Here is a 26,402-nt window from a genome sequence, read left to right on the forward strand (position 1 = left end):
TGCATCAGCTTTGTAGCCCGTATTAGCGAAGCGTAATACGGGAATTGTGCCACATGGATCCCGTATTACGCTTCGCTAATACGGGCTACACATCAAAGCAAAAATTTATTGCACTGCTTTTTTATCTGTTTGTTCGTTTTTGGCATCCTGATGTTTCATGTCCTGCTTTTTATCCGTTTCAGGCACAGGGGCACCATATCCGATAACTCCTGTATGTACCTGACCCATATCAGGGTTAAGAAGCCTGTCGACCTTTCTGTTCTTGGCAATAACAATATTTACCCTGCGATTTTGGCTTCGTCCCTCTTCCGTATAATTATCACTGACAGGATACTGCTCTCCGTATCCGGTGACAACTATTCTGTCCGTACTGATGCCATAACTATTCAAAATCCTGCCTACAACAGCAGCCCGCGTTGCTGACAGTTCCCAGTTGGATGGGTATTGTGGTGACGTTATAGGGACGTTGTCACTATAGCCTTCAACTACGACTGTATAGGGCAATGATTTTATTTTTCCGGCTAATTTCATTAATTTAATTAACGCTTCCGGTTTTAAATCCGCACTGCCTGAATCAAATAAAGAACCTGCTGTAATCTGCAACTCTATCCATCCGTCTTGTCTGTTAATTTTATAATCACCATCTTCCAGTTCTGATAAGGACTTATTTAAATCTTCAAGACCATCATTATAAGTGCCTTTGGTTTTCTTTTCTTCAGGACCATCCTTCAAGGTATCGGTGGACTGTGTTGCCTTGTTTTGATCCTTGTTATTGAACGCTGATTTCATCCCTTCTGAAAGCGATTTATATTTGGAAATATTGACGGATGAAATCGCATACATCACCACAAAAAAAGCAAAGAGCAAGGTGATAAAATCTGCGTAGGATATAACCCAGCGATGATTATCTGTATGCTCTTCTGTTTTATTGCGCCTTGATTTCATTCTTCTTATGAACCCCAAAGTTGTTTAATTTTAATTGCAACATATTGGGACTTTCACCGCTAGACATAGCGACCAGGCCTTCGACTATCATTTCATCAAAATGTACTTTATGAGCAATGCAACTCTTTAGTTTGTTAGCAATAGGTAAAAAAAGTAAATTGGCAAAACCCACTCCATAAATGGTAGCTACGAAGGCCACCGCAATACCTAATCCCAGTGCACTGGGATCTGCAAGGTTTCTCATCACTTGAATCAATCCAAGAACCGCTCCTAAAATCCCTATAGTAGGACTGTATCCGCCCATGCTTTCAAACAAATTGGCAGCACGCATATCCTGATGCTCGATGCGATCAATTTCTGTTTCCAGAACCTGTCTTATAGTCTGCTTATCAACGCCAATAACGAGTAATTCCAGACCCTTATTAATCAGCGGGTTCTTTTCTGTTTCAATATGCTCTTCCAGAGATAGTAATCCAAGCTGACGGGCACGGCGAGCCAAATCAATCAGTGTATTTCGGCATTCGTCAAAAGCGAGATGTGGCGGTTTGAAGATCCAGGGCAAAATTTTAAATGCCCGTTTGAACGTGGGAAATGGCGTTTGCACCATTACCGCTCCCATAGTTCCGCCCATAACAATAAGCAATGCAGGGAAATTAAGCAGGGAATGCAAATCCCCTCCTTCAAAAACCTGACCTATTATTATCGCGAGAAATCCTGTTAATAAACCTATTAGTGTTAATGCATCCATTCTTATTATTTATTCTCTTATTTTTTTATTCCGGTAACCGCGATTTAATGCGGTGTGTAGCCTGGCTGAGAATTTGCGATATTCGAGACTCGCTGACATCCAGCACCTCTCCTATCTCTTTCAAATTCAAGTCCTGTTCATAGTACAAAGACAACACCAAACGTTCTTTATGAGGCAAGCCATCAATTACCTGGGTCAGGCGGCTCATTAAATCATTATGCATTACGTTCACATGAGGTTCTGTTATCAAGCCCCCTTCTTCCCCATGCAACATGTCATCTGTAACACCTAAATCCTCAAATCCATATAAATGGCTGCTTGCGGAATCCTGCAGCATTTCATGGTATTCGTTGATCGGTAAGCCTAACTCTTCAGCGACTTCCCAATCCTTCGCCTCTCTGCCAAATTTATGTTCTACCTGCCGCACTGCTTCAGAAATCATTCTTGAATTACGATAAACAGAACGTGGAACCCAGTCGTTCCTTCTCACTTCATCAAGCATATGTCCCCTGATGCGTATTCCAGCATAGGTTTCAAATGAAGCACCTTTAGTAGAATCATAATGTCTTGCAGCCTCAAGTAATCCAAGCATCCCCGCCTGTATTAAGTCGTCCAACTGAACACTTTGTGGTAATCGGCCAAGTAAATGGTGCGCAATGCGCTTAACCAATATAGCATGGCTTTTTACCAGTGTTTCCTGGGTTTGCTGATTTACTTTGCTGTATGCAGCCAAAGCATCCACGACACTCTCCTTACAATAACAGCACAAGATAATTGATACAATTAAAAATCGGCAACGAAACTGCTATAACATTTTAAGTATAGGCATATAATTTAAAAATCACCTGCCACCAGACGCTCTAAAAAGAAACTGGTATTTCCGCCTAAAGAAGGCTTAAATTGCCAGTTATTTACTCCTGTTGCCATTTCCCTTAAACACGCTGAAGCATCTGAATCCGGATAGGCTATCAGCACTGGCTTTTGCTTTTTAACAGCCATATGGACATGCTCATCAAATGGAATAGCACCTAAATAATCCAGATGAACATCCAGAAACTGTTCAGAAACCTTAAATAACTTATTAAATAATTCTCGACCATCTTTTAAAGAACGAACCATGTTGGCCAGAATATGGAAATGGGTCCATTCATAACGCTTGCTCATTACTTTAATTAAAGCATACGCATCGGTTAAAGAGGTGGGCTCATCACAAACAACCACAATCAATTCCTGGGAGGATCGGGTGAAACTCAATACTGTATCGGAAATTCCCGCAGCAGTATCAATAATCATATAATCCAAATCTTCAGTGAGCTCATTAAAGGAATCTATAATTCCAGCATGCTCCACCGGGCTGAGCTGGGTCATAAATTCAGTACCTGAAGCGGCCGGTATGACTTTAATGCCGCAGGGTCCCTGCAAAATGATGTCACTTAAATGACAGATCCCCTGAATAACATGGGATAAATTATATTTGGTGTGTAAACCCAGCATGATATCAACATTCGCCAGACCTAAATCCGCGTCCAAGAGCATCACGTTTTTATTGCGCTGGGCAAGGGCAACAGCCAGATTAACTGAAACATTACTTTTGCCCACCCCTCCTTTTCCTGCAGTAACAGCGATTACCTTGACTGGTTTGGTGCGAGACAAATTTCTCAGGCCGGAAGCCTGATCTTTTATGCTTTTACTAATTTTCGACATAATACTCTCTCCCAACACGAGGCTGTTCTTGACTTAAATTCCTTTCTGCCTGGAACAATTGAAGTTCTTGTTGCGCAAAGAGCTCAACAAGCTGATGGCGAGTGGCCATTTTTATGTCTTCAGGAACGCGCTGTCCATGCGTTAAATAGCTGACGCCTAAACCTGACTCTATGACTGCGCTTAATGCGCCGCCCACAGCCAGTGACTCATCGAGTTTGGTTAAAATGCACTGATCCACATGATTTGCCTGATAGCGTTTTATGGCATCAATCAGTACCTGATAATGACTGGTAGCCGGAAGTACCAATACCTTGGCTATAGATTGCATATAAGTACTCAATACATGCATTTGCTTTACAACCCGTTCATCAGCAGGATTCATGCCTGCGGTATCAATCAAGATCAGCTTTTTGTCACTTAATTGACGCAAGACTCTGGAAAGTGAGACATCGTCCTGAGCCACACAGACTTTAACGCCAAGAATTTTTCCATAAAGGACTAATTGTTCCTGAGCTGCTATTCGATAAGTATCCATAGTGACCAGGCCTAATTTGTCAGCACCGAAACGCAAGGTAAAGCGTGCCGCAATTTTGGCGAGGGTTGTTGTTTTACCGACACCTGTAGGTCCGACAAAAGCATAAACACCGCCTTCTTCTATGCGGCGTGTGTCACGTATAGGCAATTGTTCAGTCACTTGAGCCAGAATATGCTGCCAGGCTCTTTGCTGGTTTAAATCCGGGCGCACTGAACGTGCCCACATGGCAGCGGTAGTATGACTCACGCCCAGGTACAATAATTTTTGCAGTAAGACAGTATGCAAGGGCTCATTTCCCCCTACAGTGCCTCTCAATTGGGCTTCGAGCATGCCTCTCAACGTTTGAATTTCCTGTCGCATATCATCAAGTGGCGTCTGATGCATTGGCTTTTCAGTCTGACTGGGTGGTTCTGCTGTAGCAACTGCTGCCTGTGTAGTGATGATTGATTCATCAAAATCAATTGCAGCAACAACTTCTACCCCTCCGTCCACATTATGACTGGACAAAATAACGGCATCAGGACCGAAGGTCGCCTTAATTTGTTGCATGGCGCTGCGTGTGTCCGCAGCGACAAAGCGTTTTAATTTCATAAAGCCTCCTGCCTATGATACTAACTTAGTTAAGACTGTCATCAGGGCTGCTAGTCATCACTGTCCCACCTCCGCCGTCCCGCGGCTTGTCCGCGGGATCCAGAGATCTAAGTTCGGAGTGAGATTCCTGGATCCCGCGGACAAGCCGCGGGACGGCGGAACTCAATGACTCCCTATCCCACTGTCCCAATTATCCTTATTTGTTTGTTATCAGGAATTTCCTGATAAGACAAAACATGGAAATCATTGGATATGTTACGCACGAATCGTGCCAACACCGATCTGATTCCTGGTTGTACTACCAATACCGTACTTTCCTGTTTCGATTGCTGCTGCGCTGCAAATTGAGCCAGGGAATGTTGGATCTTGTCCGCCATACCGGGTTCAAAGCTGACACCTGCAGCACCACTGCTTTGTATTGTATTCTGCAATAATTGTTCCAACTCTGGTTTTAAAGTAATAATAGGTAACTCTTCATTTAACCCACTGATTTTTTGCGTAATTAGCCGTGACAATGAAATCCGTACCTGGCTGATTAAAAACTCCGTCTCTTTGGATTTTGGCGCATTTTCTGCCAAAGTTTCGACTATGGTACGAATGTCAGTTAACGGTATGTGTTCCAGTAACAGTCCTTGTAACACTTTACTGACCATTCCCAGAGAAAGCCCGTCAGGAACCAGTTCTTTGACCAATTTTGGCGAGCTGATAGCCAGTTTATCGAGTAATTGCTGTGTTTCTTCATAGCCCAGCAATTGCTGGCTGTTTAAATCAAGAATTTGACTCAGGTGGGTGGCAACAACTGTGGAGGCATCGACCACGGTGTAACCTAAAGTATGAGCCTGCTCCTTTTGGTTTTCATTAATCCAGACGGCCTCCATGCCAAAAGCAGGATCCCGCCCCTGAATTCCTTCCAGGCTACCAAACACCTGGCCTGGATTAATCGCCAGCCAACGATCAGTATGAATTGCCGCCTCGCCCATAATGACCCCAGCCAGACTCAAACGATAATGATTAGGTTTCAAATCCAGATTGTCACGGATATGAACTGAAGGAATCAAAAAGCCCAATTCCTGAGAAATTTTCTTACGCACGCCTTTAATACGTGACAGTAAAACACCACCTTGTGCATTATCCACCAGAGGAATTAGCCTATACCCCACTTCCAGGCTAATCACATCAACCGGATTCACATCATCCCAGGATAATTCCGTAGCAGTAGGATCAGGAGATTTGGTCATATCAACTTCATTATCTACTTGTTTTTTAATATTTTCCTTCTCTTGCTTGATAAACAGGTAGGCGATTCCACCCAACCCGCCTGCCAGCAAAAGAAAAGCGATATGCGGCATGCCGGGGATAATTCCAATCAAGCCTATAATCGCTGCGGCAATGATCAGCGAGCGCGGCTTGGACAAGACCTGGCTAATAACAGCATGTCCCATGTTCTGCGCGCTGGAAACCCGCGTTACGATAATTGCGGCGGCGGTTGATAAGATAATGGAAGGCACCTGGGCTACCAGGCCATCTCCTATGGTTAATAAAATGTAATTATGCAAGGCATCGGACAAGCTCATGCCGTGCTGGAGGATACCAATGATCAGTCCCCCCACGATGTTGATGACCAAGACCAATATTCCTGCAATCGCATCCCCACGCACGAATTTGCTCGCACCATCCATAGAGCCGTAGAAATCTGCTTCCTGAGCGACTTCCGTCCGGCGCTTTATCGCCTGTTCCTGATTAATTAAGCCGGCATTCAAATCCGCATCAATAGCCATTTGTTTTCCAGGCAAGGAATCCAGGGTAAAACGCGCACTCACCTCGGATACACGCCCCGCACCTTTAGTGACCACCACAAAGTTGATGACAACCAGAATAATAAAGACCACCAGACCCACAGTGTAGTTACCGCCAATCACCACTTCACCGAAAGACTCGATGACTTGACCGGCAGCATGGGTTCCATTGTGTCCGTTCAGCAATACCACCCGGGTTGACGCCACATTCAAAGCCAGGCGTAACAAGGTTGCCAGAAGAATAACCGTCGGAAAGACTGCAAAATCCAAAGGCCTTTCACTGTAAATAACGGCCAGCAGCACAACTAAAGACAGCGCAATATTGAAGGTAAAAAAGATATCCAGTAAAAAAGGCGGCAAGGGCAACATCATCATACTGAGCATGATGACCAGCATCAATGGCGTACCTAAGCCCTGACGCATCCAATAGTGTATGTGATGCAATGCATTAGTCATTCTCAATCATCCTCTGCTTCACGCGCCAAATCAGGTGGGATAGGCACGTTTTGTAATATTTCGGGTTTGTAGTCATAGCGTTGTTTGTCACGCAACTGGAATACATAGGCCAAGACCTGAGCCACAGCGACATAAAGCCCTCGTGGAATTTCTGCATTTAATTTGGTAGAAAAATAAATAGCCCGTGCTAATGGCGGGACTGAAATGATGGGTACTTTATGATCTTTCGCTTCTTTGCTGATCTGAAAAGCGATTAAATCTTTACCTTTGGCCACCACTACTGGCGCCCTGTTCCCCTTCTTTTTGTAGCTGATGGCCACCGCATAATGGGTAGGGTTAGTTAATATCACATCTGCTTTTGGAACCTCACTCATCATGCGCCGTCTTGCTATCTCTTGTTGCGCTCGGCGTATGGCACTTTTAACCTCGGGCTTTCCTTCTGTTTCTTTATATTCGTCCCGTAATTCCTGCTTGGTCATTTTCATCGCTTTGCTGTGCTCATAAAGCTGGAATGGAACATCGACCGCGGCAATTAAAATCAAACTGGCAGCAATGAATAAGAAGGATTTGATAATGATGAGTGCGCCGCTGCCAATAGCTGTTTCTACAGGAGCATTCGCTAAAGCTAAAAGTTCAGGTACCTCAATCTTTAAAACCAGAACGGCAACACCTGCAACCAGAACGAACTTGAAAAAGGACTTGAACATTTCAACAAAACCTTTAAGCGATACCATACGCTTAAGTCCTTTTAACGGGCTTAGACGTGAAAATTTAGGCTGCAAGGTCTGGCCACTGAAAACCCATCCCCCCATCAGTAATGGAGCTCCCAAAGACAAAAGGAAAATCACCGCCAAAATAGGGACCAAAGCCCAGACACCTGATTTGGCCAAAATCAAAAACCGTCCCAGAACAACAGAAGGAGTAATAAGAATCTGGACATCAAATTCAAAAGCCTGCTTCATCATTGCAGCTAATTGATCGGAAAGATGTTTTCCAAACACAAGAAAGCCAACCCCGGTAAATAATAAAATAACCGTGGCATTAAAATCTTTCGATCGGGCAACCTGCCCTTTTTCCCGCGACTCTTTCAGTCGCTTGGCCGAGGGCTCTTCGGTTTTTTCCTGTGACTGTTCTTCTTCTGCCATCAGTGCAGCATCCCTATAATAAAACGCATCCCTTCCCTGAGGCTTTCAACCATTTGATTGCCTATGCTTGGCAAGCCCACTTTGATAATGACAAAGCCCATTAATAAGGTAATGGGAAAACCTAATGAAAAAATATTAAGCTGCGGTGCAACCCGAGTCATGATGCCGAAGGACAAACTGACTATAAGCAGCGACAGAATTGCAGGAATGGAAATCAGCACCGCTTCTTTAAACATCCAGCCAGAAAACATAATGATGTTCCAGACCATAGAGTTATCCAGTGGCACCTGGCCGACAGGCATAAGGCGAAAACTGTCTATCAGGGCTTCCAGAAGAGCCAAATGGCCATTTAAAGCCAGGAAGGTTAAAGTAATCATCATCAGATAAAACTGGCTCACCAATGGCACACTGGCTTTACTGGCCGGATCAACCATTACAGCAAATCCCAAACCGGCCTGCATGGAAATAATTTGTCCGCCTAATATAAATACCTGAAAAACCAGTTGTAAGACAAAACCCATCATCATTCCTAAAAACACTTCCTGGATGATATAAACAAGAAACAGGCCATTGAACTGTTCAAATGACAAATGATGAGGAATAAACGAAGCGCAGGTTAAGCTCAAAGCGCAAATGAAAAATACTTTTATCCGACGGGGCATCAGCACAGAAGAAAACACAGGAACAGTCAGCATCAAACCGCCAATACGTCCCATGGGCCAAATCACCTGGCTAAACACACGTATCATTGTCTGATAATCCAGATTCATCTCTAGTCCCTAACCAATCAAATAGGGGATATTGGTTATCAAAGAATCAGTGTAATTCACTAAAGTCTTGAGTAACCAGGGGCCTGCAAATACCAATACTAAAAAGGTAATAAATAATTTGGGGATAAAACTTAAGCTGGCTTCGTTAATTTGAGTGGCTGCCTGGAACATAGCAACAACCAATCCCAAAACCAGACCTGGAATAATTAAAACAGACAACAGAAGTAACATGACGTAAACGCTTTCACTAAAAAGAGAGACAACGGTTTCCGGGGTCATAGCGTCTCCTAGGTCATGGCAAAACTTGAGGCAAGAGATCCCAATACAAGGGTCCAACCATCCACCATCACAAACAGCATAATTTTAAAAGGCAATGAAATAATCAAGGGCGAAAGCATCATCATACCCATGGCCATCAGGACGCTTGAAACCACAAGGTCGATAATTAAAAAAGGCAAAAATAAAATAAATCCTATTTGGAAGGCAGTCTTGAGCTCACTGGTTATAAATGCAGGAATGATGACACTCATGGGTACATCATCAAGAGTTGCCGGTTTATTTTGAGCAAATTTTTCAAATAAGGACAAATCATTCTTTCTGGTCTGATTCAACATGAACTCGCGTAATGGTTTCTGGGCATTTGCCAAAGCCTGGGGAAATTCCATTTTCTCTGCCATATACGGCTGGATGGCGTTTTCATTAATGCTGCTGAACACAGGCGCCATCACAAAGTAGGTCATAAACAAAGCGATTCCTATTAATATCTGATTGGTAGGAGTCTGAGCCATACCTATAGCCTGCCGTAAAATTGACAGTACTATAATGATCCGAGTAAATGCGGTCATGGCCATCAATAAACCCGGTAGAACGCTTAACAGCGTCATGAAAATTAAAATTTGCAAATTGACGCTGTAGGATTGTGTGCCATTTGCTCCTGGTGTAACGGTTACGGCAGGCAGGGAAAGAGGAGATGCCTGGGAGACCAGAGGTAAGATGCTAAGAACCAGAATTAAAAGAGTAACATGCTTCAATTTCATTTTGCGGTTTTCCCAATAGCCGATTTAAGAAGCTCAGAAAAAGCCGGTTTATTTTCACCATCAAAACCAGCGGGTAACTGTTCGCCAAAATCATGTATCAGAGTAATTGTTCCGGTACTTACGCCCATGAGCAAATAACGAGAACTGACTTTCATCAGCACCAGACGTTCTTTAGGGCCCAAATGGATACTGGCAATGGATTGAAAGCCTTTGGCAGAACCTAAATTCACTCCTTGCAGGCGCTTTACCAGCCATGACAAGACAAGAATGATAAGCAAAACAAGGAGTAAGCCACCTATCACACGTGTCAGCTCACCATGCGTTATCCTATTGGGACTCTCAGCCGGAAGCGCACAAACTACAGTGCTCATCAGGCCCAGTATCAAATAGTATGCTGTTTTTATCATCTGAGTCGCTTAATCCGCTCAGCTTTGCTGACGATATCAGTCAATCTCACGCCGAACTTGTCGTTGACAACCACTACCTCACCATGTGCAACCAAAGTGCCATTGACCAGAACATCCAGAGGATCGCCTGCCAAGCGGTCAAGAGCAACAATTCCGCCCTGATTCAATTGCAGCAAATTACGGATGGTCATCTTGGTACGGCCAATTTCTACAGTAACGGATACTGGAATATCTAAAATCAATTCCATTTTTTCACTATCAGCATCCGTCGCCAGGTTGGCATTTGGATTTGTCGGTTCATTGACGGTTTCTTGTGCTTGAGTCATCCCTATCCCCTAGTAACTTATATTTTTTATTATTTTTAAAGCACGCTTTTCATTAGCACTGCCTAAAGTTGCGGTAAAACTTGGTGTTCCTTCAATATCCAGAGTCACAATTTCACTCATTTCCATAGGAATGAAATCACCTGCTTGCCAGGACATGACTTTACCCAAAGTACTCATGGTTTGCGCCATTGCAGCACTGATGGTTAACTCGACATCCATTAATTCTTCACGTAAGGATTTTATCCAGTTGGGATCTATCTCATCATCAGGACGTGATGCCCCTAACTCCAATTGTTGTTTAATCGGCTCAACCATGGAATAAGGCAGAATGAAATAAAAAGTCCCGGTTTCTTTACCAAAATTCAGGGAAAAACGGGCAACCAATAACATTTCTTCGGGCTCAGCAATATTCACCAGCTGAGGATTGGTTTCTTCATTCACTTTTAATATATCAAGGTGAATAATAGGTTCCCAGGCATGCACGAGATTAGTTATCAGTTTTTTGGTGACTACATCCATGACTCTGAGCTCTGTTGCCGTAAAATCAGTTTTGTCCTTTTGGGCGTAAAACTGGGAACTGCCGCCAAAATAGTAATCCACCAGATCATAAACAAAGGTACTGTCAAAAAGGATAATCGCCTTGCCACGCAAAGGTTTGAATTTGTAAATGCTCATTAAACTGGGATTGGGCAAATTGCCCATAAACTCTCGGTGCTTTACAAAAAGCAGGGGATCTTGTTTTATTTCAAAATCCTTGGCTGTCAACTGATAAATATCGGTGGTGAAGTTTCTGATAACCCGGTCATATATTTTATCCAGTACAGGCAACTGTCCTTTAACAATTCGTTCCTGGCCAGTAAAGCTAAGGGTTTTTACACCGGTTTCAGCAGCGTCTATAGCAGATTCATCCAGACCAGAAGGCTCTTCAAGCGACCGGGTTTTTGTCTTCTTTTTTCCGGTTTTTTCTGGTTCAGGTGCTGCTGCAACTTCCGAAGACTCCTCCTCAGTGGAGTCATCAACCGATTCGAGCAGAGCATCTATCTCTTCTTGTGATAAAACATCTTTCTCGGCCATAAGCAGTCCATTCGCATCCAGGTACCTGAATTCTTCGTGAACTCAGGGCATTAATCGTTTTTATGAATTGTCCCATGCAAAGCTCATGCCATCTAAAAATAGATTTATAAATCAATAGCCTGCGCTTTCGTTACATTCTAATTTGTCATAGAACAGAGGTTTCTGTCAATCGATTGACAAAAGTAGTATGCAGCAACGGCTCTCTCTTTTATTTAATCTCTTGGACGATAGGTTAATAGACTATATAATTCACAGTATTAAGTAAGAAATAAGGGATTGATTCAAAATAGGCGTAGCCTTGATTACGCTATCGCTCTGAGTGATCCTCTCATATTGAGTATCACTCAGAACTATGCAGGATCGCCTTCCCCTCTCCGGGGGAAGGTGCCCGACAGGGCGGATGGGGGGATCAAAAAAGGAGTTTCTATCAAATAGACCATTTTGTTTTAGAGCTTTCTACCTTAAATGAGTTCTCTTTTTGATCCCCCCACCCGCCCTGTCGGGCACCCTCCCCCGGAGGTGGAGGGGCTACTTGCGCTGATCATCCTGCTTATTTGCATCTTTTTACAGGTTAAAATTATGAGAGGATCACTCAGCGCTAGCGCTGCATCAAGGCTACAGTTTTTTATATATTTAACCAGCAACTAAAGGAAAGAATACCCATGTTACGATCAGCCCTGATAACCATCCTGATGACCTTTAGCATCCTCGCGCAAGCAGCAGTTCCTGCTGACCCAATCCAGCGTTGTATCGATGTCAGAAGACTGGCTGATTATTCTGCGCGCCAGAAAATGGCGGCGAAAGAGCCTGGTGTGCTGCGTTTTAAATTTCACAAAATTTCAGCCTCGGAGCTTCCCTTTGTTAATCCAACAGGCAATATGAATGAAGTGATTCAGGCTTTAAATCAGCAAATTGCTAACTGTAATAAAAGCCGTGGCGAGTATCAGTCTGTAACTATCGCGGGACAAAAATTTAAGCGCAAGGAGTGGTGCATTGATAGCAACAAAAAAATGCTCCATCTTGCCAAAGCCGCCCGTGGTGACTTTAAAAAATATTTATCCAGCATTAAAGCGGAATTTGATTGGTATAAAAGCGAGGGGTGGCCTGAAAATCATGCAGGGTTTAAAAAGGGAGAATTTCAATTTACGGCCTATTATGCTCCAGCCCCTCTTGAAGCACGCGGTAAACCCAGTGGTGCTTTTTTACACCCTATATACAGGAATCCTGGAGTCGTAAGCGCTTCTGCTGAAAGTAGAAAACTGAAGTTGAAAACACCTCTTTGCGGTATTGATCCATTAACTAAAATGGCCCGAAGCTATTGCCTTAAAAATGCAGATGGCACTTATTCTGTAGCTCCAGACCGTAACGAAATCGATAATGGTGCTCTGGATCAAAAACATGTCATTGGCTATGTTAAGGATCCAAACGATCCGCCCTTTTTAATGTTGCAAGGCTCAGGCTCATTAATTCTTGATGGCCAGTTAGTACACCTGAATTATGATGGGTTTAATGGCAGACCGCGCGTCATGCTTGGCCGTATCGTGCAATGTGCTCAAGATCCGACTTGCGGTGGTAACATTGATGTAATGGAGCGTTGTGCCAAAGATCCCAAATGCCATGATGAAGCAAAACTGCGCTGTAACCTGTCCAAAGAAATCAGACAAAGTGGTGGATCAGAGAAGCAAATTCGCCGCTATCTGGATACACTGAGCCATGCGAAAGCTACCGATCTGCGTAGTCGGGATCAGAGTTATGTCTTTTTCGTCAGTGAACATGCCGGTCCTTTTGGTTCAGAGAATATATCACTAACGCCACATGCTTCATGTGCTACAGATCACAGGGTGATTCCCATTGGAATGAGTTTTATCTACAACTGCAAAAATACAACCTCATGGTGCCTGGCTCAGGATGCGGGTGGCGCTATTGTAGGTGCTCATGTTGATGTCTATAAAGGTGAAGGAGTTCAGGCTGGTATTGAAGCGAATAGCCTGAATAACATTGGAACATTGTACGTGGCTCTGCCGAAACGGAAGTGATGTAACTGAGGCGCGCTCCCCGATCCACGTCGTCCTGAGCGCGTCTTTTTGCGCGAAGGATCTCCCAAAACGGCATAGTGCCAGTATTGGGAGATCCTTCGCGCAAAAAGACGCGCTCAGGACGACGTGGATCGGGGAATGACCAGAGCCCTCACGGTCGCGGCTCGGTTTTCTTTATAATGCCAATATTTCTGCAGATTCTAAAGCAGCAGTTTCTGTACTTTCTGCACTTACCGAATCAGCTGTAGAAGGCATTTGTGCGTTTCCAAGCATTGAACTGGTATCTGATGAATCGGGCATGGGGGATAAAAAGGCGTCAGCAAAACTTCCTACTGTATCCTTTATCGCATTAACACCCATCTCATTGATTTCATCTACCATAGGTTGTAAGGATTCCAGCAATTGCATCATAGGATTTTTTTCATTCTTTTTTGAGTTTGAATTGGTCTCATCGAGTCCATTATTTTCTGTTGTCATAGCAAGTACCTCTTATAAGTTTTATAAGAGGATACCAAACACCGAGGGAATTATCAGTCAGTCTTTATTTAATTTACACTTTATTTGCAATCAACAGCCCCTAATCATCTGCTTGTTGAGCGCATTTATCCTGGGCCATTTTGCCACAATTATCTTCACAATCGATTTCTTCCGAAGTCAGACACATGTTATCGATACAATTTTGTGTTGCCTGGCTGATACAAGTATCCTGACTTAAATCGCTAGTGCCTATATCATCATCCGGAATATCTGCAGCATTGCTCATCGCAGAAAACATAATACAAAAAGCCAAGGCTGAAAAGCGAATCAATTGAATCATTATAAATCCTTAATAATGATGGTTTTGTTTTTAAATTATAGACTTGGTTTAGTGATATTGTTAGTGACAAGGCAATGGAGGATAAGCACTCAAGGTATTGATGCAATCCTCCACCTCATGTAAATATTTTGAGGTCACCGTAAGATTTTAATCATCGGTAATACTGGTTTTATTACATTAAAAAACTGTAATATGTAGATAATCAGGACAATTAAAACCAGTACGTTTAACAGACTTTTAATAGCTCCAGGCATTGGAATAAATGCGTTAATCAGCCATAAACCCACGCCAAAAACAACAATCAGAGCGATTAAATTCATTAGATCGTTCATAAATATCCTCGTCCATTCGCTAGTACTTAAAGTATAGCAGATTCAGGAATATTTGCTCTAAAATCAACCACATCAGGACCCTGCTCATTCAGGCTTGTTCTTCATACTAAGTTACCATAAAACAGAATCATACCAGTCAGAGAGCGCACAGGATTCAGGATCTGATTTATTCCGGCTTATACGCCAGAAATGCCTGGCTTTTAGGTAATAAATCATCTAAAGCTTGTTTTATCTTATAACCATCTTTGGAGTCTAAAAGAAGGCTCCATGTATTTTCCCAAGACTGTAATAAAGGATGCCATGGAGGGCTTAAGTCCTGGTTGCAGGTCCAGAAGAAAGACCACCAAAGAGAAAAATAAAAACCATAATTAATACGTTCTTCCACTATAAAACCATGAGATGACAATAAAAACTCTATTTCATTAGATTGAAAGATTCTAATATGATTAGGGGGCATGAAATAACTCTCAGGGGCCAGCTTCTTTTGAAGGTTTTCAGATTGAGTTCCGGGAACACTAATTAAAATTTTTGCTCCAGGTCTCGCTACCCGGAAAAGCTCCGCAACGAAATTGCCCGGTTTAGGTACATGCTCCAGTACTTCCATTGCAATTATTTTATCCACTGATTCATTTTCCAAAGGTATTGGATCGGCATTAGTTATCAGGCATCGTAAGGATTTAGGTCCTGCAGCACGCACCCGCTCTTCTGCTTTACTGATTGTATCTGGGTCTATATCGGCAAGAATAATTTGGGCTCCATGTTTTGCACAAAAAGAAGAAAAATGGCCCCCGCCACAGCCAATATCAAGTATCAGCTCATCAGGTGAAATCTTGAAACCAGATAACAATTCACCCGACTCATTATTGAACCAACCATTGAGCATGCTGTCTCTTAAACCTAAATCAATACCACATTCCATCTTATTTCCTTTATTTGTTATCCGCTAAAGCAACTGTTTCTTTTTGTCCTTTTGGTAGAATAGAAAAATCCATTTTTTCTGTGGGTGGTGCATAAGTCAGTGATTTTAATTTTTTCTGAAATGAATCGATATATAATTTCGCTGAATTATTAACCTTTATTTCAAGAATTTTATAACTTAACTCGCCTAATACCGCACAAAGGAATACCGCGACAATTACAAAAATAATCAAATCGAATGAATGAAATTCATTTTGGGTATAATAAGGTTGTAACAAAGTACGTGTTAAGGCAAAGCAGGACATATGACATAAATAATAGGAGTAGCTACGTTCACCTACAAATGTCAATAATAATTGAAAACGCGAGGGAGGCAAGAGTAAGAATTTTCCATAAGATGCAGTTAAAACTAAAATACCACTTAGCAAAATGGTCACAGCATATTTTGTATTGTGACTTCCCAATTGAAGCCCATTACCCATTGACGTACCTAAAAGAAGAATTGCCAAAGCAAATAAAACAACTCGTATAGAGCTAAAGCGGTTATGAAAAAGAGGCATTAACAGCGAATAATATGCGGTATTACTAAAAATTCCGATTAGCATCCCAACTATAAAACCTGAAAAACGCAGACCAAAGGGGGCGGCTAATGACTCACTGAATAACTGAGTCACAAGCACACTACCAAGGAGCAGGGGTAATTTATTTTTACTAAAATAAACCAGAAAAGGGAAGATAAAATAGAATTGTTGCTCCAGAGAAAGAGTCCATTGTACAATATTGATACCACATTCATAATGATCAAAACAGGACATAAAACGTAGATTCGCTACCTGAAAAAGAGAAGCTATTGCTCCTTCAATTGTTGCTTTTACTGAACCAAACGCATGGGTAGGATTTAAAACCAGTGCCCCAAAAATACTAAACAACAGCCAAAACCAGGCTGCAGGAAAAACCCTGCTTGCTCTTTTACCCCAGAAAATTAATGCATTATTAATACCTTGAGTTTTATCGCTATTTTGAAAATCTGACACATACAATTTAGTAATTAAAAATCCAGATAGGACAAAGAAGAGATCAACCGCTCCCCCACCATTAAAAAAATTGTAAAACTTCATTAACTCTGGTGGATTCCAGTAAATTAAATTAAATGGAATGTGTTGTATCAGCACGAAAATAATGGCAATACCTCTTAATACGTCTAAGTCCTTAATTCTTCCGACTGTGCTCATCTCAATCCCTTATATGATTACCTTGATACCAATCGCATGTTTCAGGATCTCTCTTTTCAGTAACACTGATAGAATTTAAAAATGTATCAAGAGTAGGTAGCGTCATGGATGTAGAACAATGTGACTTCATTTTCCTTTTACATTGCTCTGACATGTATTTGTACTTCATCGAGTGATGCTTTGCTACATGATAGCTTTCTTTGTATGCCTCAAGTAGTGAACTGTAACTGATACGATGGCGATAAGTCCTGAAGTGAAAACGTGTATCATGAGGCCACGCACAAAGTTCTGGTTCAGAGTTGATGACAAACGCTACATCTTTGCAAATATAATCTTCCATTGCTGTGTGGCAGGGTGATATTGCCGGTTTACCAGAAGATAAAAACTCCATCAAAGGAAGACATTGCCCCTCAGAAAGAGACGTATTCACTACATAAGTTGAATGAGTGATCAGAGAACTATACTCTTTATCATTTAAAAAGCCATGAATGGCAATGACCTTGCATTTAAATGTTCTCAGCTTACGAAACGTCTCCCTTAAGGCATCAAAAGCCCACTGATAATCGTGATGAGTAAATTTGAGAACTAAAACTGCATCGGGCGTATCTATAAATGCAGTACAAAATGCGGTCACCATATCAAACCAGTTTTTTCGTCCGTCACAGGGATTAAATACAGAAGTATATATAATTCCTTGCAAATGAATTTTATTAAGGGTCGAAGCAATTGATGGAGTTATAAGAGAACGCTTTGCATATTTTGGGTCGATTCGTTTCTTTAATGACCTTAGGTACTTTTGCCATTTAGTAGTTTTTACCTTTGCGCCGGTATGGATGAGTGGTGGTCCTTCTTTTTCATTATGTTGACTGCTGTCAATTACTATACCTTTGATCAAAAATTCTCCATCGATAGAGGGTTCAAATGAATTATCATAATGACTGCCTTCAAATCGTTCCCAAATAGGAGCAGGTATGGAAATAACAGGAAACGAACTGCCAAGTTGCTTTTTAACTGTATGGACTGTATGTTGTGAATGAACAATAGCCTTTCCTAATTTATTGAGGCACATAACCCAATTGTTATTCGGTTGGTTATCCCATTCTTCATCAGGAATAGTATCAAATTCCCAAGCAAAAACGGGTATGGTTGGGCATCGTAATGTCAAAAGTGTTTTATGAGGCGGACTAAAGGAAAGAAAAATACAGGATTTTCCCTGCTGTTGACATGCATCATAGATAGCATCCACCTCCTTTTCAGGTTCATGAATTATTTTGATTTCACCCAGTTTTTCAAGTAACGGCAAATATTCTTTTAACACAAAAAAATAGCTGTATTCGGGCTCTCCCAGATTAGATTGTATGGTAGATAAGTTTGTTGCTGAATAAACCAAAAATAACATGTACCCTCCACCATGACACCGGCTATAAAATGAAAATATTAGCAGTATAAAATAATTATCGAATTATAAGTAGAATTATTGATAGGATAAACTCTTGAGAATTTATTTATTTGTTATTAAATCAAAATCCTATAAAATCCATTTTAAAAATCAGAATTGTCGCGATGTTTCATTCTCTATCCAAGTTTAATCCGCTATTTTCTTTTATTTTGTTTGCTGCCTGTCTTCTAGGCACGAATTTTTTGGAAATAAATCTCTTACATACAGAATGGGGAGATTTCGCTGCTAATTCATTATTAATTCAAGATGCAAAATCATTTAAATTATTGACTGGACATTATTCCTTTCATGGATTCAATCATCCCGGACCGGCATTACTCTATGTACTTGCGCTTGGGGAATATATTTTCTTTGATTTACTCCATTGGGTGTCATCTCCTTATTCAGGCCAGCTGATTGCGGTTGCTTTATATAATGCCTTTTGGATAATGTTACTTTTCGAATTATTAAATAAAATTCTTTATTCGATGCGTCTATCTGCGCTTACCCTGTCTTTATTTCTTATCTGCACTGTCTTTATAGATTTTAAATTTTATTATAATCCATGGCCTCCTTTTCTCTTTTTCTTTCCATTTACCGTATTTTTATTATCTATCACATTGACACAGGAATCTCGAATTGATGCACTAAAATCACTAGCGCTTAGTATGGGTTTTTTAATTAATGGATATGCCTCTTTTATTGCCTTATTGAGCCTCATGTTCGTTATGGCTCTAACCTATAATTACTTGTTTTATGACGATGAAGTTAAGATTTTAAGCAAAAAATATTTTGTACTGTACAAAAAGAATTTGCTCATAGCTCTGGGTATTTTTCTTACATTTTTAATACCGTTGTTTATTAGGACATTCAAAGATTTTCCTGGCCCCCTTGCGGAGTATATACGTTATGGGCGTGACAATGTGCCACATACTTTAATCGAATCATTACAATTTGTTGGGTATTATTGGCAAGGCTTGGCACAGTTGTCTTTGGGGATTTTTACTGCATTAGCAGGAGTATTTTTTTTCAGATCTTATGCAGGAAAAAACACTTGCTTTTCTCATTTATCTTCTTTATGTGTGACTATAATTTTTGCCACTCTAAGTACTTTATATTATGCCAAATGCGGTGTTAAATTTCTATATGGATACTACGTTGCTTTCTTTTATTATTCAGTTCCCATTTTATTCATCGCAACATTTATTGCTATGACACTAAGGAAACTTAATAAACGTTTAATAAATATATTAATAATTCTTCTAACTTTTAGTACCCTCTGCCAATTATCACTTCACCCAGTGAAAAACACTCCAGACTCAAACGATTACCAACCAGACATTATTAAATTATACGAACTTTTAAATCATAAAACAGAACATGGTCGTTTGGCTTTAAATTTTAATTACGGTCATAAAGGATTGGAATTATGGAGTGGTGTAATTGCTTTGTTCAATTACGCAAAACGCCAGCACAACGATTTATTTTGTATTAATTCACACTGGAGCATTTCTTTTACTAAAGCGGCAAAATGCACTACATTTGAGAGCATCCATAATAGGCATGTTTTTATACAGCACGCGGAGATTTCATCTCCCGATAAATTATTGGGTAAAGCTAAAGATATAGCAATTTATAATATGGACCGTTTGAATTTAAATAAAATCAATCGAATATCAATATCAAGACTGCTTGCCTCACCAGATAAGAATGTATTAGAAGAGGGTTGGTCCCCATTAGAATTTAATTATGTTTGGACTGAAAGAAAAAGAGCGTCAATGGTGTTTGCTTTGGATACTTATTTTTCAGGCCACATAGGATTAGAACTGGTTGCAAACTTACCAGATTTTGATTTTGTACAGGAAGTTGCTTTCTATGCAAATGGTCAACACATCAAAACCGCTTATTTCTCATTTGCGGATAATAGAAAATTGGTTATGTTGCCAATCAGTAACGTTAACAAGCAATTGCATTTGGAATTGGAAGTAAAAAGACTGGTTCCGCTGGCATCAGCCAATAGTAACCAGAATAAAAGAAAGGTAGGAGTAGCTCTTTTTGCCTTAGTAGTAAGCCATTGACGAGCATTTCAGCACCCATCCTTTATAGAGATATGCTTTAATTAACGCCCCTACCCTGAACAACATTGAATGCAGGAAGTTTAACTTCCTTGCATAGATATGTAGTTTTGGGCAATGATTAGTTTATCCAAGAATCACTCAGGACAGGAGCTAACCCTATTATCAGGCTTTCTTGCTTTTATCCTTTAGCAGATCGCGAATTTCCATTAGGAGCAGCTCTTCATTGGTACGCTCTGGCTCTTTTTCTTCTTCTTTCTTCTTCAATAAATTAATAAACTTGATGGCGACAAAAATCGAAAAGGCGATGATGGTAAAATCAATAATGGTTTGTAAAAAGGCACCCCATTTTACTACTGCATCACCTAAGGTAAATGACTTGTTAGCGATATTAACCCCGCCTAGCAATAATCCGATCAAAGGCATAATAATTCCATCCACCAATGCTGAAATTATTTTGCCAAATGCAGCTCCAATCACCACCGCAACAGCGAGGTCAACCACATTTCCACGCATTGCGAACTTCTTAAACTCCTGTATAAAGCTCATCTTTCTCTCCTTGCAGTAGCTGTAAAAGACTTTATTGGTTGCACCGTTTGTAGCCCGGTCTGCTTGCAGCCGGGGTAAATGTAATACGGAGATTGGCTCATTGCCACTTCGATCCCGGCTGCGAGCAGACCGGGCTACGCACCGTGCTATTCCGGAGCAACTTCGCTCAGGACAACGTAGATCGGGCTATTTCAAACGTTCTCAATCATCATTCTTATTTCGCGGATTTTATCCTCAAGATCATCCGGGGCAACGCCACCACCTTGAGCCATATCATCACGACCACCACCCTTTCCACAAAGGTGCTTTACTAATGTAGCGGCACTTGGCGCTTTTCCTATAATATTTTTACTTACACCGGAAATGACACTCATTTTATTTTGATCAATAGCAAACAAAACAATAACTGCAGAATCCAGTCTTGATTTGAGTTGATCCAAAGTGGTTCTCATGGTTTGGCCATCCACACCATCCAGGCGTTTGATAAGCAAATTAATCCCATTAATCTGCTCCACTTCATTCATAAGATCAGCGCCTGATTTCTGCGCTTTCTCACTAAGCAATTTTGCAATTTCCTTTTCCTGCTTTTTACTGTCTTGCACCAACTGGGCTAATTTTTCTGGCAGATTGGTCAACGTAGTCTTAAGCGTTGCGGCAAGGTTATTTAAAATCTCTTGCTGTTCGTTAATCCAGGCCAAAGCATGACGTCCGGTAACCATATCGATACGTCGGACACCACTGGCAATACCGTATTCTGCAATGATTTTAAAAACACCGATATCACCAGTACGGCGCGCATGAGTACCGCCACAAAGCTCTTTGGAAAACTCCCCCATAGTCAGAACCCGGACTGCCTCAGCATATTTTTCACCAAAAAGAGCCACCGCCCCGCTGCGCTTGGCTGCTTCAATATCCATGAGCTCGGTTACTACTTCATTATTGGCACGGATCTCATTATTGACCATTACTTCAATTTCCTGAATTTGTAATGGGGTTACAGCCTCAAAATGAGAAAAGTCAAAACGCGCACGTTCTGCATCAACCAAAGAACCTTTTTGTTGTACATGCGGTCCCACGACTGCTTTTAAAGCAGCATGTAATAAATGGGTAGCGGTATGATTCAAACGGATTGCGTCACGTCGCTCTATGTCAATTTCTGCATTGACCATCTGAGTTACAGTCAAGCTACCTTCCAGCACTTCGCCATAATGAACCACTGCCTGGCCGACTTTTTGCGTATCATCAACCCGAAAGCTAAAGCCCTTGCCGGTCAACATGCCTTTATCGCCCACCTGACCGCCACTTTCAGCATAAAAAGGTGTGGTATCCAATACTACCCCACTTTTTGTCCCTTGGGACACACTGTTTACTTCAACACCATCGGCAAGCAAGGCAATAATTGTTCCTTTCATTACTTCATGCTCGTAACCGTGGAACTCAGACTGATGATCCATTTGCGATGTTGCATGATAATCAGCAGTAAACTGGCTTGCCGCCTGTGATTGCTCTCTTTGTTGCTGCATGAACTGATTAAAGCCATCCATGTCAACATTTAAGCCCTGTTCTCGCGCTATGTCTGCGGTGAGATCAATAGGAAAACCATAGGTATCGTATAATTTAAAAGCGACCTGCCCCGATAGCTGTTTTCCTGCAAGCGTCTGCATTTGTTCTTGTAACAAACGTAAGCCTTGTTCCAATGTACGGGCAAACTGGTTTTCTTCCTGTAACAGGATTTTTTCAATGGCGGCTCTGGAAGTGATTAACTCTGGATAAGCATCGCCCATTACCGCAATCAATGGCTCTATCAGTTTTGAGAAAAACGGAGTAGGTAAATTTAATTTGTTACCATGTCTGACCGCTCTTCTGATAATGCGCCTTAATACATAACCACGCCCTTCATTTCCAGGCACTACACCATCAGCGATTAAAAAGGCGCAGGAACGAATGTGATCGGCAATAACTTTTAAAGAAGTATGGTGTGGATCAATACCATTGCCTAAAGCTGCAATTGCGTTGATTAAGTATTGAAAACTGTCGATTTCATAATTACTGTGCACCCCTTGTACCACAGCTGCAAGACGCTCAAGCCCCATTCCTGTATCAACCGAAGGTTTGGGTAAGGGATGCAAGTGGCCGGATTTATCCCGGTTAAATTGCATAAATACCAGATTCCAGATTTCAATGTAGCGGTCGCCATCCTCATCTGGACTACCTGGAGGGCCACCGGGGATTTCGGGACCGTGATCATAAAAAATTTCAGTACAGGGACCACAAGGGCCTGTATCCCCCATAGACCAGAAATTGTCTTTTTCACCACATCGTGAAAAACGCTCGGCAGAAACGCCCATGTCCTTTAGCCAAATGTCTTCAGCTTCCTGATCGTCTTTATATACAGTGACCCATAAGCGCTCTTCTGGTAAGTGCAACACTTTGGTTAAAAAGTCCCAGGCAAATTGAATTGCTTCACGTTTAAAGTAGTCACCAAAACTGAAATTACCCAGCATTTCAAAAAAGGTATGATGTCGTGCCGTATAACCCACATTTTCCAAATCATTATGTTTACCACCTGCACGTACGCAACGTTGTGCAGTAACTGCCCTATGGTAAGGACGTGTTTCAAGCCCTAAAAAAATATCTTTAAATTGCACCATACCCGCATTGGTAAACAACAAAGTAGGATCATTTGAGGGTATTAAAGAACTGGACTCAACCAGTTGATGGCCGCGTTGTGCAAAATAATCAAAGAATGCCTTTCTAATTTCAGAACTTTTCATTTTCTACTACTTACCAGTTAGTTAAATTCGTAATTTTGTTTTGTTGTAACTCCGCCGTCCCGCGGACAAGCCGCGGGACGGCGGAGTGCAGTGCTTTGGTCAAAAAGTCAAAACCTTGATTGCGCTTCGCTTCATCAAGGCTACACATGGAGATTATTTCATCTCTTTCACTACTGCCGTAATGGTGTCCATGCCAAATCCGCGATACAACAAAAAACGTTGTTGCTTTTGTATTTCTATAAAAGACAAATCGGTTTGCCCTTTACACTTTTTTTGCCAGACGTCCATAGCATAGCTTATCCAATTCTCTCCTTCCTGCGCCAACTCGCGATGGATAAGATCACTGTCAATGCCCTTTGCTTTTAAGTCCTGGGTGATTTTTAAAGGCCCATATCCCTGACGAATACGTGAACGACTGTATGCCTCTACAAAGCGGCTGTCACTTTGTAAACCAAGCCGTTGACATTCCTCAACGGCTTCTTTGGCCTCAACGTAACTAAAGCCCTTCTGTTTTAGTTTATCACATAATTCAATAGCGCCATGCTCACGCCTGGTTAACAGGCGTAAGGCGCTATCCATTGCTTTAGTCATCAATGGTCTCAAAATTGTCTTCAGTCATATTGACTGACATGTCTGCTTTTTTCTCTAACAGCTCAGTACGTATCTGTTGCTCAAGAGTAGCGGCTACCTGAGGATTTTCTTTCAGATATGCCCTGACATTATCTTTACCCTGACCAATTTTTTCTTGCTTGTAACTGTACCAGGCACCCGATTTTTCAATCAGATTCAACTGAACGCCCAGGTTAATAATTTCACTTTCACGTGAAATACCTTCGTTGTATAAAATATCAAATTCAGTCATCTTAAACGGAGGTGCCACTTTGTTTTTAACCACTTTAACCCGAGTTTCACTACCCAGTATTTCTTCACCCTTTTTGATGGAACCTATGCGACGTATATCCAAACGGACAGAAGCATAGAATTTCAACGCATTACCACCAGTTGTTGTTTCAGGGCTGCCGAACATCACACCGATTTTCATACGGATCTGGTTAATAAAAATGACCAGGGTATTAGAGCGTTTGATATTAGCAGTTAATTTACGTAAAGCCTGAGACATCAATCGCGCCTGTAAGCCAACGTGCGTATCGCCCATCTCGCCTTCAATTTCCGCTTTGGGAGTTAAAGCCGCAACCGAGTCAATAATCACCACATCAACAGCAGCAGAACGAACCAGCATGTCAGTAATTTCCAGAGCCTGCTCGCCAGTGTCTGGCTGAGAAACAATAAGATCATCCACATTAACACCCAGTTTCTGAGCATAACTGGGATCCAGAGCATGTTCTGCGTCAATAAAGGCTGCCGTACCACCCATTTTTTGGCATTCCGCAATGACCTGTAAGGTTAAAGTGGTTTTACCAGAAGACTCAGGACCATAAATTTCCACGATACGCCCCTTGGGTAAACCGCCTATTCCCAAAGCGATATCCAATCCTAAAGAACCTGTAGAAATAGCTTCGATATCACGGGAAACTGTACTGTCCCCCATACGCATCACTGAACCTTTTCCAAATTGACGTTCAATCTGCGAAAGAGCCGCTGATAATGCTTTTTGTTTATTGTCTTCCATAGTGTATTCCAAAGTAGTAGTGTGCAAGGACAAAATTATCACATAGATATGACCAGGCAGCAAACTGATTATTTTGATTTTGCCTGCAGGATAGAAAGTACGCCTTGCAAAGCCTGTTGACAGGCCGACACTCTTATTTCCTGACGTGTCCCTTTAAATTGTTTTCTTAATGTTTGTGGGGGAATATCCTGTGTTGCCCAGCCAAAACATACTGTTCCAACCGGTTTTTCTATACTCCCGCCATCAGGTCCTGCAACACCTGTGACTGAAACAGCTATAGATGCGGCACTATGCTCCAATGCCCCTACGGCCATAGCCAAGGCAACCTCTTCACTGACAGCTCCATATTTTTTTAATAAGTCCTCTGATACAGACAACATTTCCTGTTTGGCCAAATTGCTGTAAGTGACAAATCCACGCTCATACCAGACAGAACTCCCGGGTATCTCAGTCAAATAAGCAGAGATTAATCCACCCGTACAGGATTCAGCTGTGGCCAGTTGCCAGTGATGTTGTTTTAACAGATAACTGATGTCTTCGATTAATAAAGTAAGTTCGGACAATTGAATCTCCTTTTGGCTGAGTGTGTGGCTTGGTGTGGCGTAGCCTGGTTTGCTTGCAGCGGGGTACCATTAAGTTAAGGAGCTCCGCCGTCCCGCGGACAAGCCGCGGGACGGCGGAGCTCCTTAACTTAATGGCAGCGGAGTACATCCTTCCCGGCTGCAAGCAGACCGGGCTACAACCCCACACCTGTCCTTATAATATAAAACTGTAGCCTTGATGCAGCGATAGCGCTGAGTGATCCGCTCATTTTTTCTGATTACGTAAAAAGAAGTGCAAGCGTTGGTATTTTCTGATCTAATAAGAGTTCTCACACCATTATTGGAGGAAAACACCATGCTTGCGAATGTATTTTGTCACAATTATTTAACAAAATCACTTTCTTGGTTACATACGAAGACAAGAAACACGTTAATAAGCCATGTACAAAGTGTGTTAGGAGGTCATGCGCAACTGACGTTGACGAGTATAGGAAGGCATTTACCCGGCAAGAGCAAGGTAAAGCA

General features: G+C 41.7%; 26 protein-coding genes. 2 read left to right on the forward strand and 24 right to left on the reverse strand.

Translation table 11 applies throughout. The features are described 5' to 3' along the window. Positions 1–105 precede the first annotated feature (105 nt). From B094_RS0102905 to fliM, 13 genes are all read right to left on the reverse strand, one after another. On the reverse strand, positions 106–945 hold the full coding sequence (locus B094_RS0102905; RefSeq protein WP_018576294.1) for a flagellar motor protein MotB: 840 nt from the start codon (positions 943–945) through the stop codon (positions 106–108). Beyond that, positions 926–1,693, reverse strand: a complete 768-nt coding sequence (locus B094_RS0102910) for a flagellar motor protein (RefSeq protein ID WP_018576295.1) — start codon at positions 1,691–1,693, stop codon at positions 926–928. The genes B094_RS0102905 and B094_RS0102910 overlap by 20 nt, the downstream gene beginning before the upstream one ends. Positions 1,694–1,718: 25 nt before the next feature. Next, entirely contained in the window at positions 1,719–2,435 is a 717-nt protein-coding gene (locus B094_RS0102915; protein WP_018576296.1) for an RNA polymerase sigma factor FliA, read from the reverse strand. A gap of 92 nt (positions 2,436–2,527) precedes the next feature. Further along, complete coding sequence (locus B094_RS0102920) at positions 2,528–3,397, reverse strand: MinD/ParA family protein (protein ID WP_018576297.1); 870 nt, start codon at positions 3,395–3,397, stop codon at positions 2,528–2,530. After that, complete coding sequence (gene flhF, locus B094_RS0102925) at positions 3,384–4,523, reverse strand: flagellar biosynthesis GTPase FlhF (RefSeq protein WP_018576298.1); 1,140 nt, start codon at positions 4,521–4,523, stop codon at positions 3,384–3,386. Before flhF ends, B094_RS0102920 begins: the two co-directional genes overlap by 14 nt. Positions 4,524–4,696: 173 nt before the next feature. Continuing rightward, the gene (gene flhA, locus B094_RS0102930) at positions 4,697–6,775 is read right to left on the reverse strand and encodes a flagellar biosynthesis protein FlhA (RefSeq protein ID WP_018576299.1); all 2,079 of its coding nucleotides are present in this window, start codon (positions 6,773–6,775) and stop codon (positions 4,697–4,699) included. A gap of 2 nt (positions 6,776–6,777) precedes the next feature. Beyond that, the gene (gene flhB / locus B094_RS0102935) at positions 6,778–7,920 is read right to left on the reverse strand and encodes a flagellar biosynthesis protein FlhB (RefSeq protein ID WP_018576300.1); all 1,143 of its coding nucleotides are present in this window, start codon (positions 7,918–7,920) and stop codon (positions 6,778–6,780) included. Further along, the gene (gene fliR / locus B094_RS0102940) at positions 7,920–8,690 is read right to left on the reverse strand and encodes a flagellar biosynthetic protein FliR (protein WP_018576301.1); all 771 of its coding nucleotides are present in this window, start codon (positions 8,688–8,690) and stop codon (positions 7,920–7,922) included. The genes flhB and fliR overlap by 1 nt, the downstream gene beginning before the upstream one ends. A gap of 9 nt (positions 8,691–8,699) precedes the next feature. Continuing rightward, entirely contained in the window at positions 8,700–8,969 is a 270-nt protein-coding gene (gene fliQ / locus B094_RS0102945) for a flagellar biosynthesis protein FliQ (protein WP_018576302.1), read from the reverse strand. A gap of 8 nt (positions 8,970–8,977) precedes the next feature. Beyond that, on the reverse strand, positions 8,978–9,727 hold the full coding sequence (gene fliP, locus B094_RS0102950) for a flagellar type III secretion system pore protein FliP (RefSeq protein ID WP_018576303.1): 750 nt from the start codon (positions 9,725–9,727) through the stop codon (positions 8,978–8,980). Beyond that, positions 9,724–10,134 (reverse strand): flagellar biosynthetic protein FliO, encoded by a 411-nt coding sequence (gene fliO, locus B094_RS15590; protein ID WP_018576304.1) that lies wholly within the window; start codon positions 10,132–10,134, stop codon positions 9,724–9,726. The genes fliP and fliO overlap by 4 nt, the downstream gene beginning before the upstream one ends. Further along, entirely contained in the window at positions 10,131–10,460 is a 330-nt protein-coding gene (gene fliN / locus B094_RS15595) for a flagellar motor switch protein FliN (protein WP_018576305.1), read from the reverse strand. Before fliN ends, fliO begins: the two co-directional genes overlap by 4 nt. A 9-nt stretch (positions 10,461–10,469) precedes the next feature. Then, positions 10,470–11,534: a flagellar motor switch protein FliM gene (gene fliM / locus B094_RS0102965; protein ID WP_018576306.1), complete on the reverse strand. Its 1,065-nt coding sequence runs from the start codon at positions 11,532–11,534 to the stop codon at positions 10,470–10,472. Positions 11,535–12,196: 662 nt separating this feature from the next. On the opposite strand from fliM, the gene B094_RS0102970 reads away from it, so the two are divergent. Beyond that, entirely contained in the window at positions 12,197–13,570 is a 1,374-nt protein-coding gene (locus B094_RS0102970; RefSeq protein ID WP_018576307.1) for an MltA domain-containing protein, read from the forward strand. A gap of 174 nt (positions 13,571–13,744) precedes the next feature. Here the strand turns inward: B094_RS0102970 and B094_RS0102975 are convergent, their stop codons facing one another. The 6 genes from B094_RS0102975 to B094_RS15600 form a co-directional block, all read right to left on the reverse strand. Then, positions 13,745–14,047 carry a hypothetical protein gene (locus tag B094_RS0102975; protein WP_018576308.1) on the reverse strand — a complete coding sequence of 101 codons (303 nt, stop codon included), beginning with the start codon at positions 14,045–14,047 and terminating at the stop codon, positions 13,745–13,747. A gap of 100 nt (positions 14,048–14,147) precedes the next feature. Continuing rightward, complete coding sequence (locus B094_RS0102980; RefSeq protein WP_018576309.1) at positions 14,148–14,387, reverse strand: hypothetical protein; 240 nt, start codon at positions 14,385–14,387, stop codon at positions 14,148–14,150. A gap of 134 nt (positions 14,388–14,521) precedes the next feature. Beyond that, on the reverse strand, positions 14,522–14,719 hold the full coding sequence (locus B094_RS0102985) for a Thivi_2564 family membrane protein (protein WP_018576310.1): 198 nt from the start codon (positions 14,717–14,719) through the stop codon (positions 14,522–14,524). Between the two features lie 166 nt (positions 14,720–14,885). Beyond that, entirely contained in the window at positions 14,886–15,638 is a 753-nt protein-coding gene (locus B094_RS0102990) for a class I SAM-dependent methyltransferase (protein WP_018576311.1), read from the reverse strand. A gap of 10 nt (positions 15,639–15,648) precedes the next feature. Next, on the reverse strand, positions 15,649–16,869 hold the full coding sequence (locus B094_RS0102995) for an acyltransferase family protein (protein WP_018576312.1): 1,221 nt from the start codon (positions 16,867–16,869) through the stop codon (positions 15,649–15,651). Position 16,870: 1 nt separating this feature from the next. Further along, positions 16,871–18,268, reverse strand: coding sequence for a glycosyltransferase (locus tag B094_RS15600; RefSeq protein WP_018576313.1), 1,398 nt, complete (start codon positions 18,266–18,268; stop codon positions 16,871–16,873). Positions 18,269–18,378: 110 nt separating this feature from the next. Here B094_RS15600 and B094_RS0103005 point away from each other — a divergent pair, with 110 nt between their 5' ends. After that, a complete protein-coding gene (locus B094_RS0103005; RefSeq protein ID WP_018576314.1) occupies positions 18,379–20,385 on the forward strand; it encodes a hypothetical protein in 2,007 nt (668 codons plus the stop codon). 162 nt (positions 20,386–20,547) lie between these two features. On the opposite strand, the gene mscL is transcribed toward B094_RS0103005, so the two are convergent. The 5 genes from mscL to B094_RS0103030 form a co-directional block, all read right to left on the reverse strand. Further along, the gene (mscL, locus tag B094_RS0103010; protein WP_018576315.1) at positions 20,548–20,931 is read right to left on the reverse strand and encodes a large-conductance mechanosensitive channel protein MscL; all 384 of its coding nucleotides are present in this window, start codon (positions 20,929–20,931) and stop codon (positions 20,548–20,550) included. Between the two features lie 191 nt (positions 20,932–21,122). Beyond that, positions 21,123–23,705 carry an alanine--tRNA ligase gene (gene alaS / locus B094_RS0103015; RefSeq protein WP_018576316.1) on the reverse strand — a complete coding sequence of 861 codons (2,583 nt, stop codon included), beginning with the start codon at positions 23,703–23,705 and terminating at the stop codon, positions 21,123–21,125. Positions 23,706–23,858: 153 nt separating this feature from the next. Beyond that, positions 23,859–24,296 carry a recombination regulator RecX gene (gene recX / locus B094_RS0103020; RefSeq protein ID WP_018576317.1) on the reverse strand — a complete coding sequence of 146 codons (438 nt, stop codon included), beginning with the start codon at positions 24,294–24,296 and terminating at the stop codon, positions 23,859–23,861. Beyond that, positions 24,289–25,335, reverse strand: a complete 1,047-nt coding sequence (gene recA / locus B094_RS0103025) for a recombinase RecA (protein WP_018576318.1) — start codon at positions 25,333–25,335, stop codon at positions 24,289–24,291. The genes recX and recA overlap by 8 nt, the downstream gene beginning before the upstream one ends. A 68-nt stretch (positions 25,336–25,403) precedes the next feature. Beyond that, positions 25,404–25,898 (reverse strand): CinA family protein, encoded by a 495-nt coding sequence (locus B094_RS0103030; protein ID WP_018576319.1) that lies wholly within the window; start codon positions 25,896–25,898, stop codon positions 25,404–25,406. Positions 25,899–26,402: the final 504 nt, after the last annotated feature.

It is taken from the genome of Legionella shakespearei DSM 23087, assembly GCF_000373765.1.
Classification (GTDB): domain Bacteria; phylum Pseudomonadota; class Gammaproteobacteria; order Legionellales; family Legionellaceae; genus Legionella; species Legionella shakespearei.

Excerpts from the sequence above, each read along its gene's own strand:
- fliO (WP_018576304.1), bottom strand. The coding sequence starts at position 10,134 with ATGATAAAAACAGCATACTATTTGATACTGGGCCTGATGAGCACTGTA.
- recX (WP_018576317.1), bottom strand. The coding sequence starts at position 24,296 with ATGACTAAAGCAATGGATAGCGCCTTACGCCTGTTAACCAGGCGTGAG.
- recA (WP_018576318.1), bottom strand. The coding sequence starts at position 25,335 with ATGGAAGACAATAAACAAAAAGCATTATCAGCGGCTCTTTCGCAGATT.
- alaS (WP_018576316.1), bottom strand. The coding sequence starts at position 23,705 with ATGAAAAGTTCTGAAATTAGAAAGGCATTCTTTGATTATTTTGCACAA.
- flhA (WP_018576299.1), bottom strand. The coding sequence starts at position 6,775 with ATGACTAATGCATTGCATCACATACACTATTGGATGCGTCAGGGCTTA.
- B094_RS0102970 (WP_018576307.1), top strand. The coding sequence starts at position 12,197 with ATGTTACGATCAGCCCTGATAACCATCCTGATGACCTTTAGCATCCTC.
- B094_RS0102975 (WP_018576308.1), bottom strand. The coding sequence starts at position 14,047 with ATGACAACAGAAAATAATGGACTCGATGAGACCAATTCAAACTCAAAA.
- B094_RS0102980 (WP_018576309.1), bottom strand. The coding sequence starts at position 14,387 with ATGATTCAATTGATTCGCTTTTCAGCCTTGGCTTTTTGTATTATGTTT.
- B094_RS0102910 (WP_018576295.1), bottom strand. The coding sequence starts at position 1,693 with ATGGATGCATTAACACTAATAGGTTTATTAACAGGATTTCTCGCGATA.
- fliP (WP_018576303.1), bottom strand. The coding sequence starts at position 9,727 with ATGAAATTGAAGCATGTTACTCTTTTAATTCTGGTTCTTAGCATCTTA.
- mscL (WP_018576315.1), bottom strand. The coding sequence starts at position 20,931 with ATGAGCTTTATACAGGAGTTTAAGAAGTTCGCAATGCGTGGAAATGTG.
- flhB (WP_018576300.1), bottom strand. The coding sequence starts at position 7,920 with ATGGCAGAAGAAGAACAGTCACAGGAAAAAACCGAAGAGCCCTCGGCC.
- B094_RS0102990 (WP_018576311.1), bottom strand. The coding sequence starts at position 15,638 with ATGGAATGTGGTATTGATTTAGGTTTAAGAGACAGCATGCTCAATGGT.
- B094_RS0102995 (WP_018576312.1), bottom strand. The coding sequence starts at position 16,869 with ATGAGCACAGTCGGAAGAATTAAGGACTTAGACGTATTAAGAGGTATT.
- B094_RS15600 (WP_018576313.1), bottom strand. The coding sequence starts at position 18,268 with ATGTTATTTTTGGTTTATTCAGCAACAAACTTATCTACCATACAATCT.
- fliR (WP_018576301.1), bottom strand. The coding sequence starts at position 8,690 with ATGAATCTGGATTATCAGACAATGATACGTGTGTTTAGCCAGGTGATT.
- flhF (WP_018576298.1), bottom strand. The coding sequence starts at position 4,523 with ATGAAATTAAAACGCTTTGTCGCTGCGGACACACGCAGCGCCATGCAA.
- B094_RS0102985 (WP_018576310.1), bottom strand. The coding sequence starts at position 14,719 with ATGAACGATCTAATGAATTTAATCGCTCTGATTGTTGTTTTTGGCGTG.
- fliM (WP_018576306.1), bottom strand. The coding sequence starts at position 11,534 with ATGGCCGAGAAAGATGTTTTATCACAAGAAGAGATAGATGCTCTGCTC.
- B094_RS0102920 (WP_018576297.1), bottom strand. The coding sequence starts at position 3,397 with ATGTCGAAAATTAGTAAAAGCATAAAAGATCAGGCTTCCGGCCTGAGA.
- fliN (WP_018576305.1), bottom strand. The coding sequence starts at position 10,460 with ATGACTCAAGCACAAGAAACCGTCAATGAACCGACAAATCCAAATGCC.
- B094_RS0102905 (WP_018576294.1), bottom strand. The coding sequence starts at position 945 with ATGAAATCAAGGCGCAATAAAACAGAAGAGCATACAGATAATCATCGC.
- fliQ (WP_018576302.1), bottom strand. The coding sequence starts at position 8,969 with ATGACCCCGGAAACCGTTGTCTCTCTTTTTAGTGAAAGCGTTTACGTC.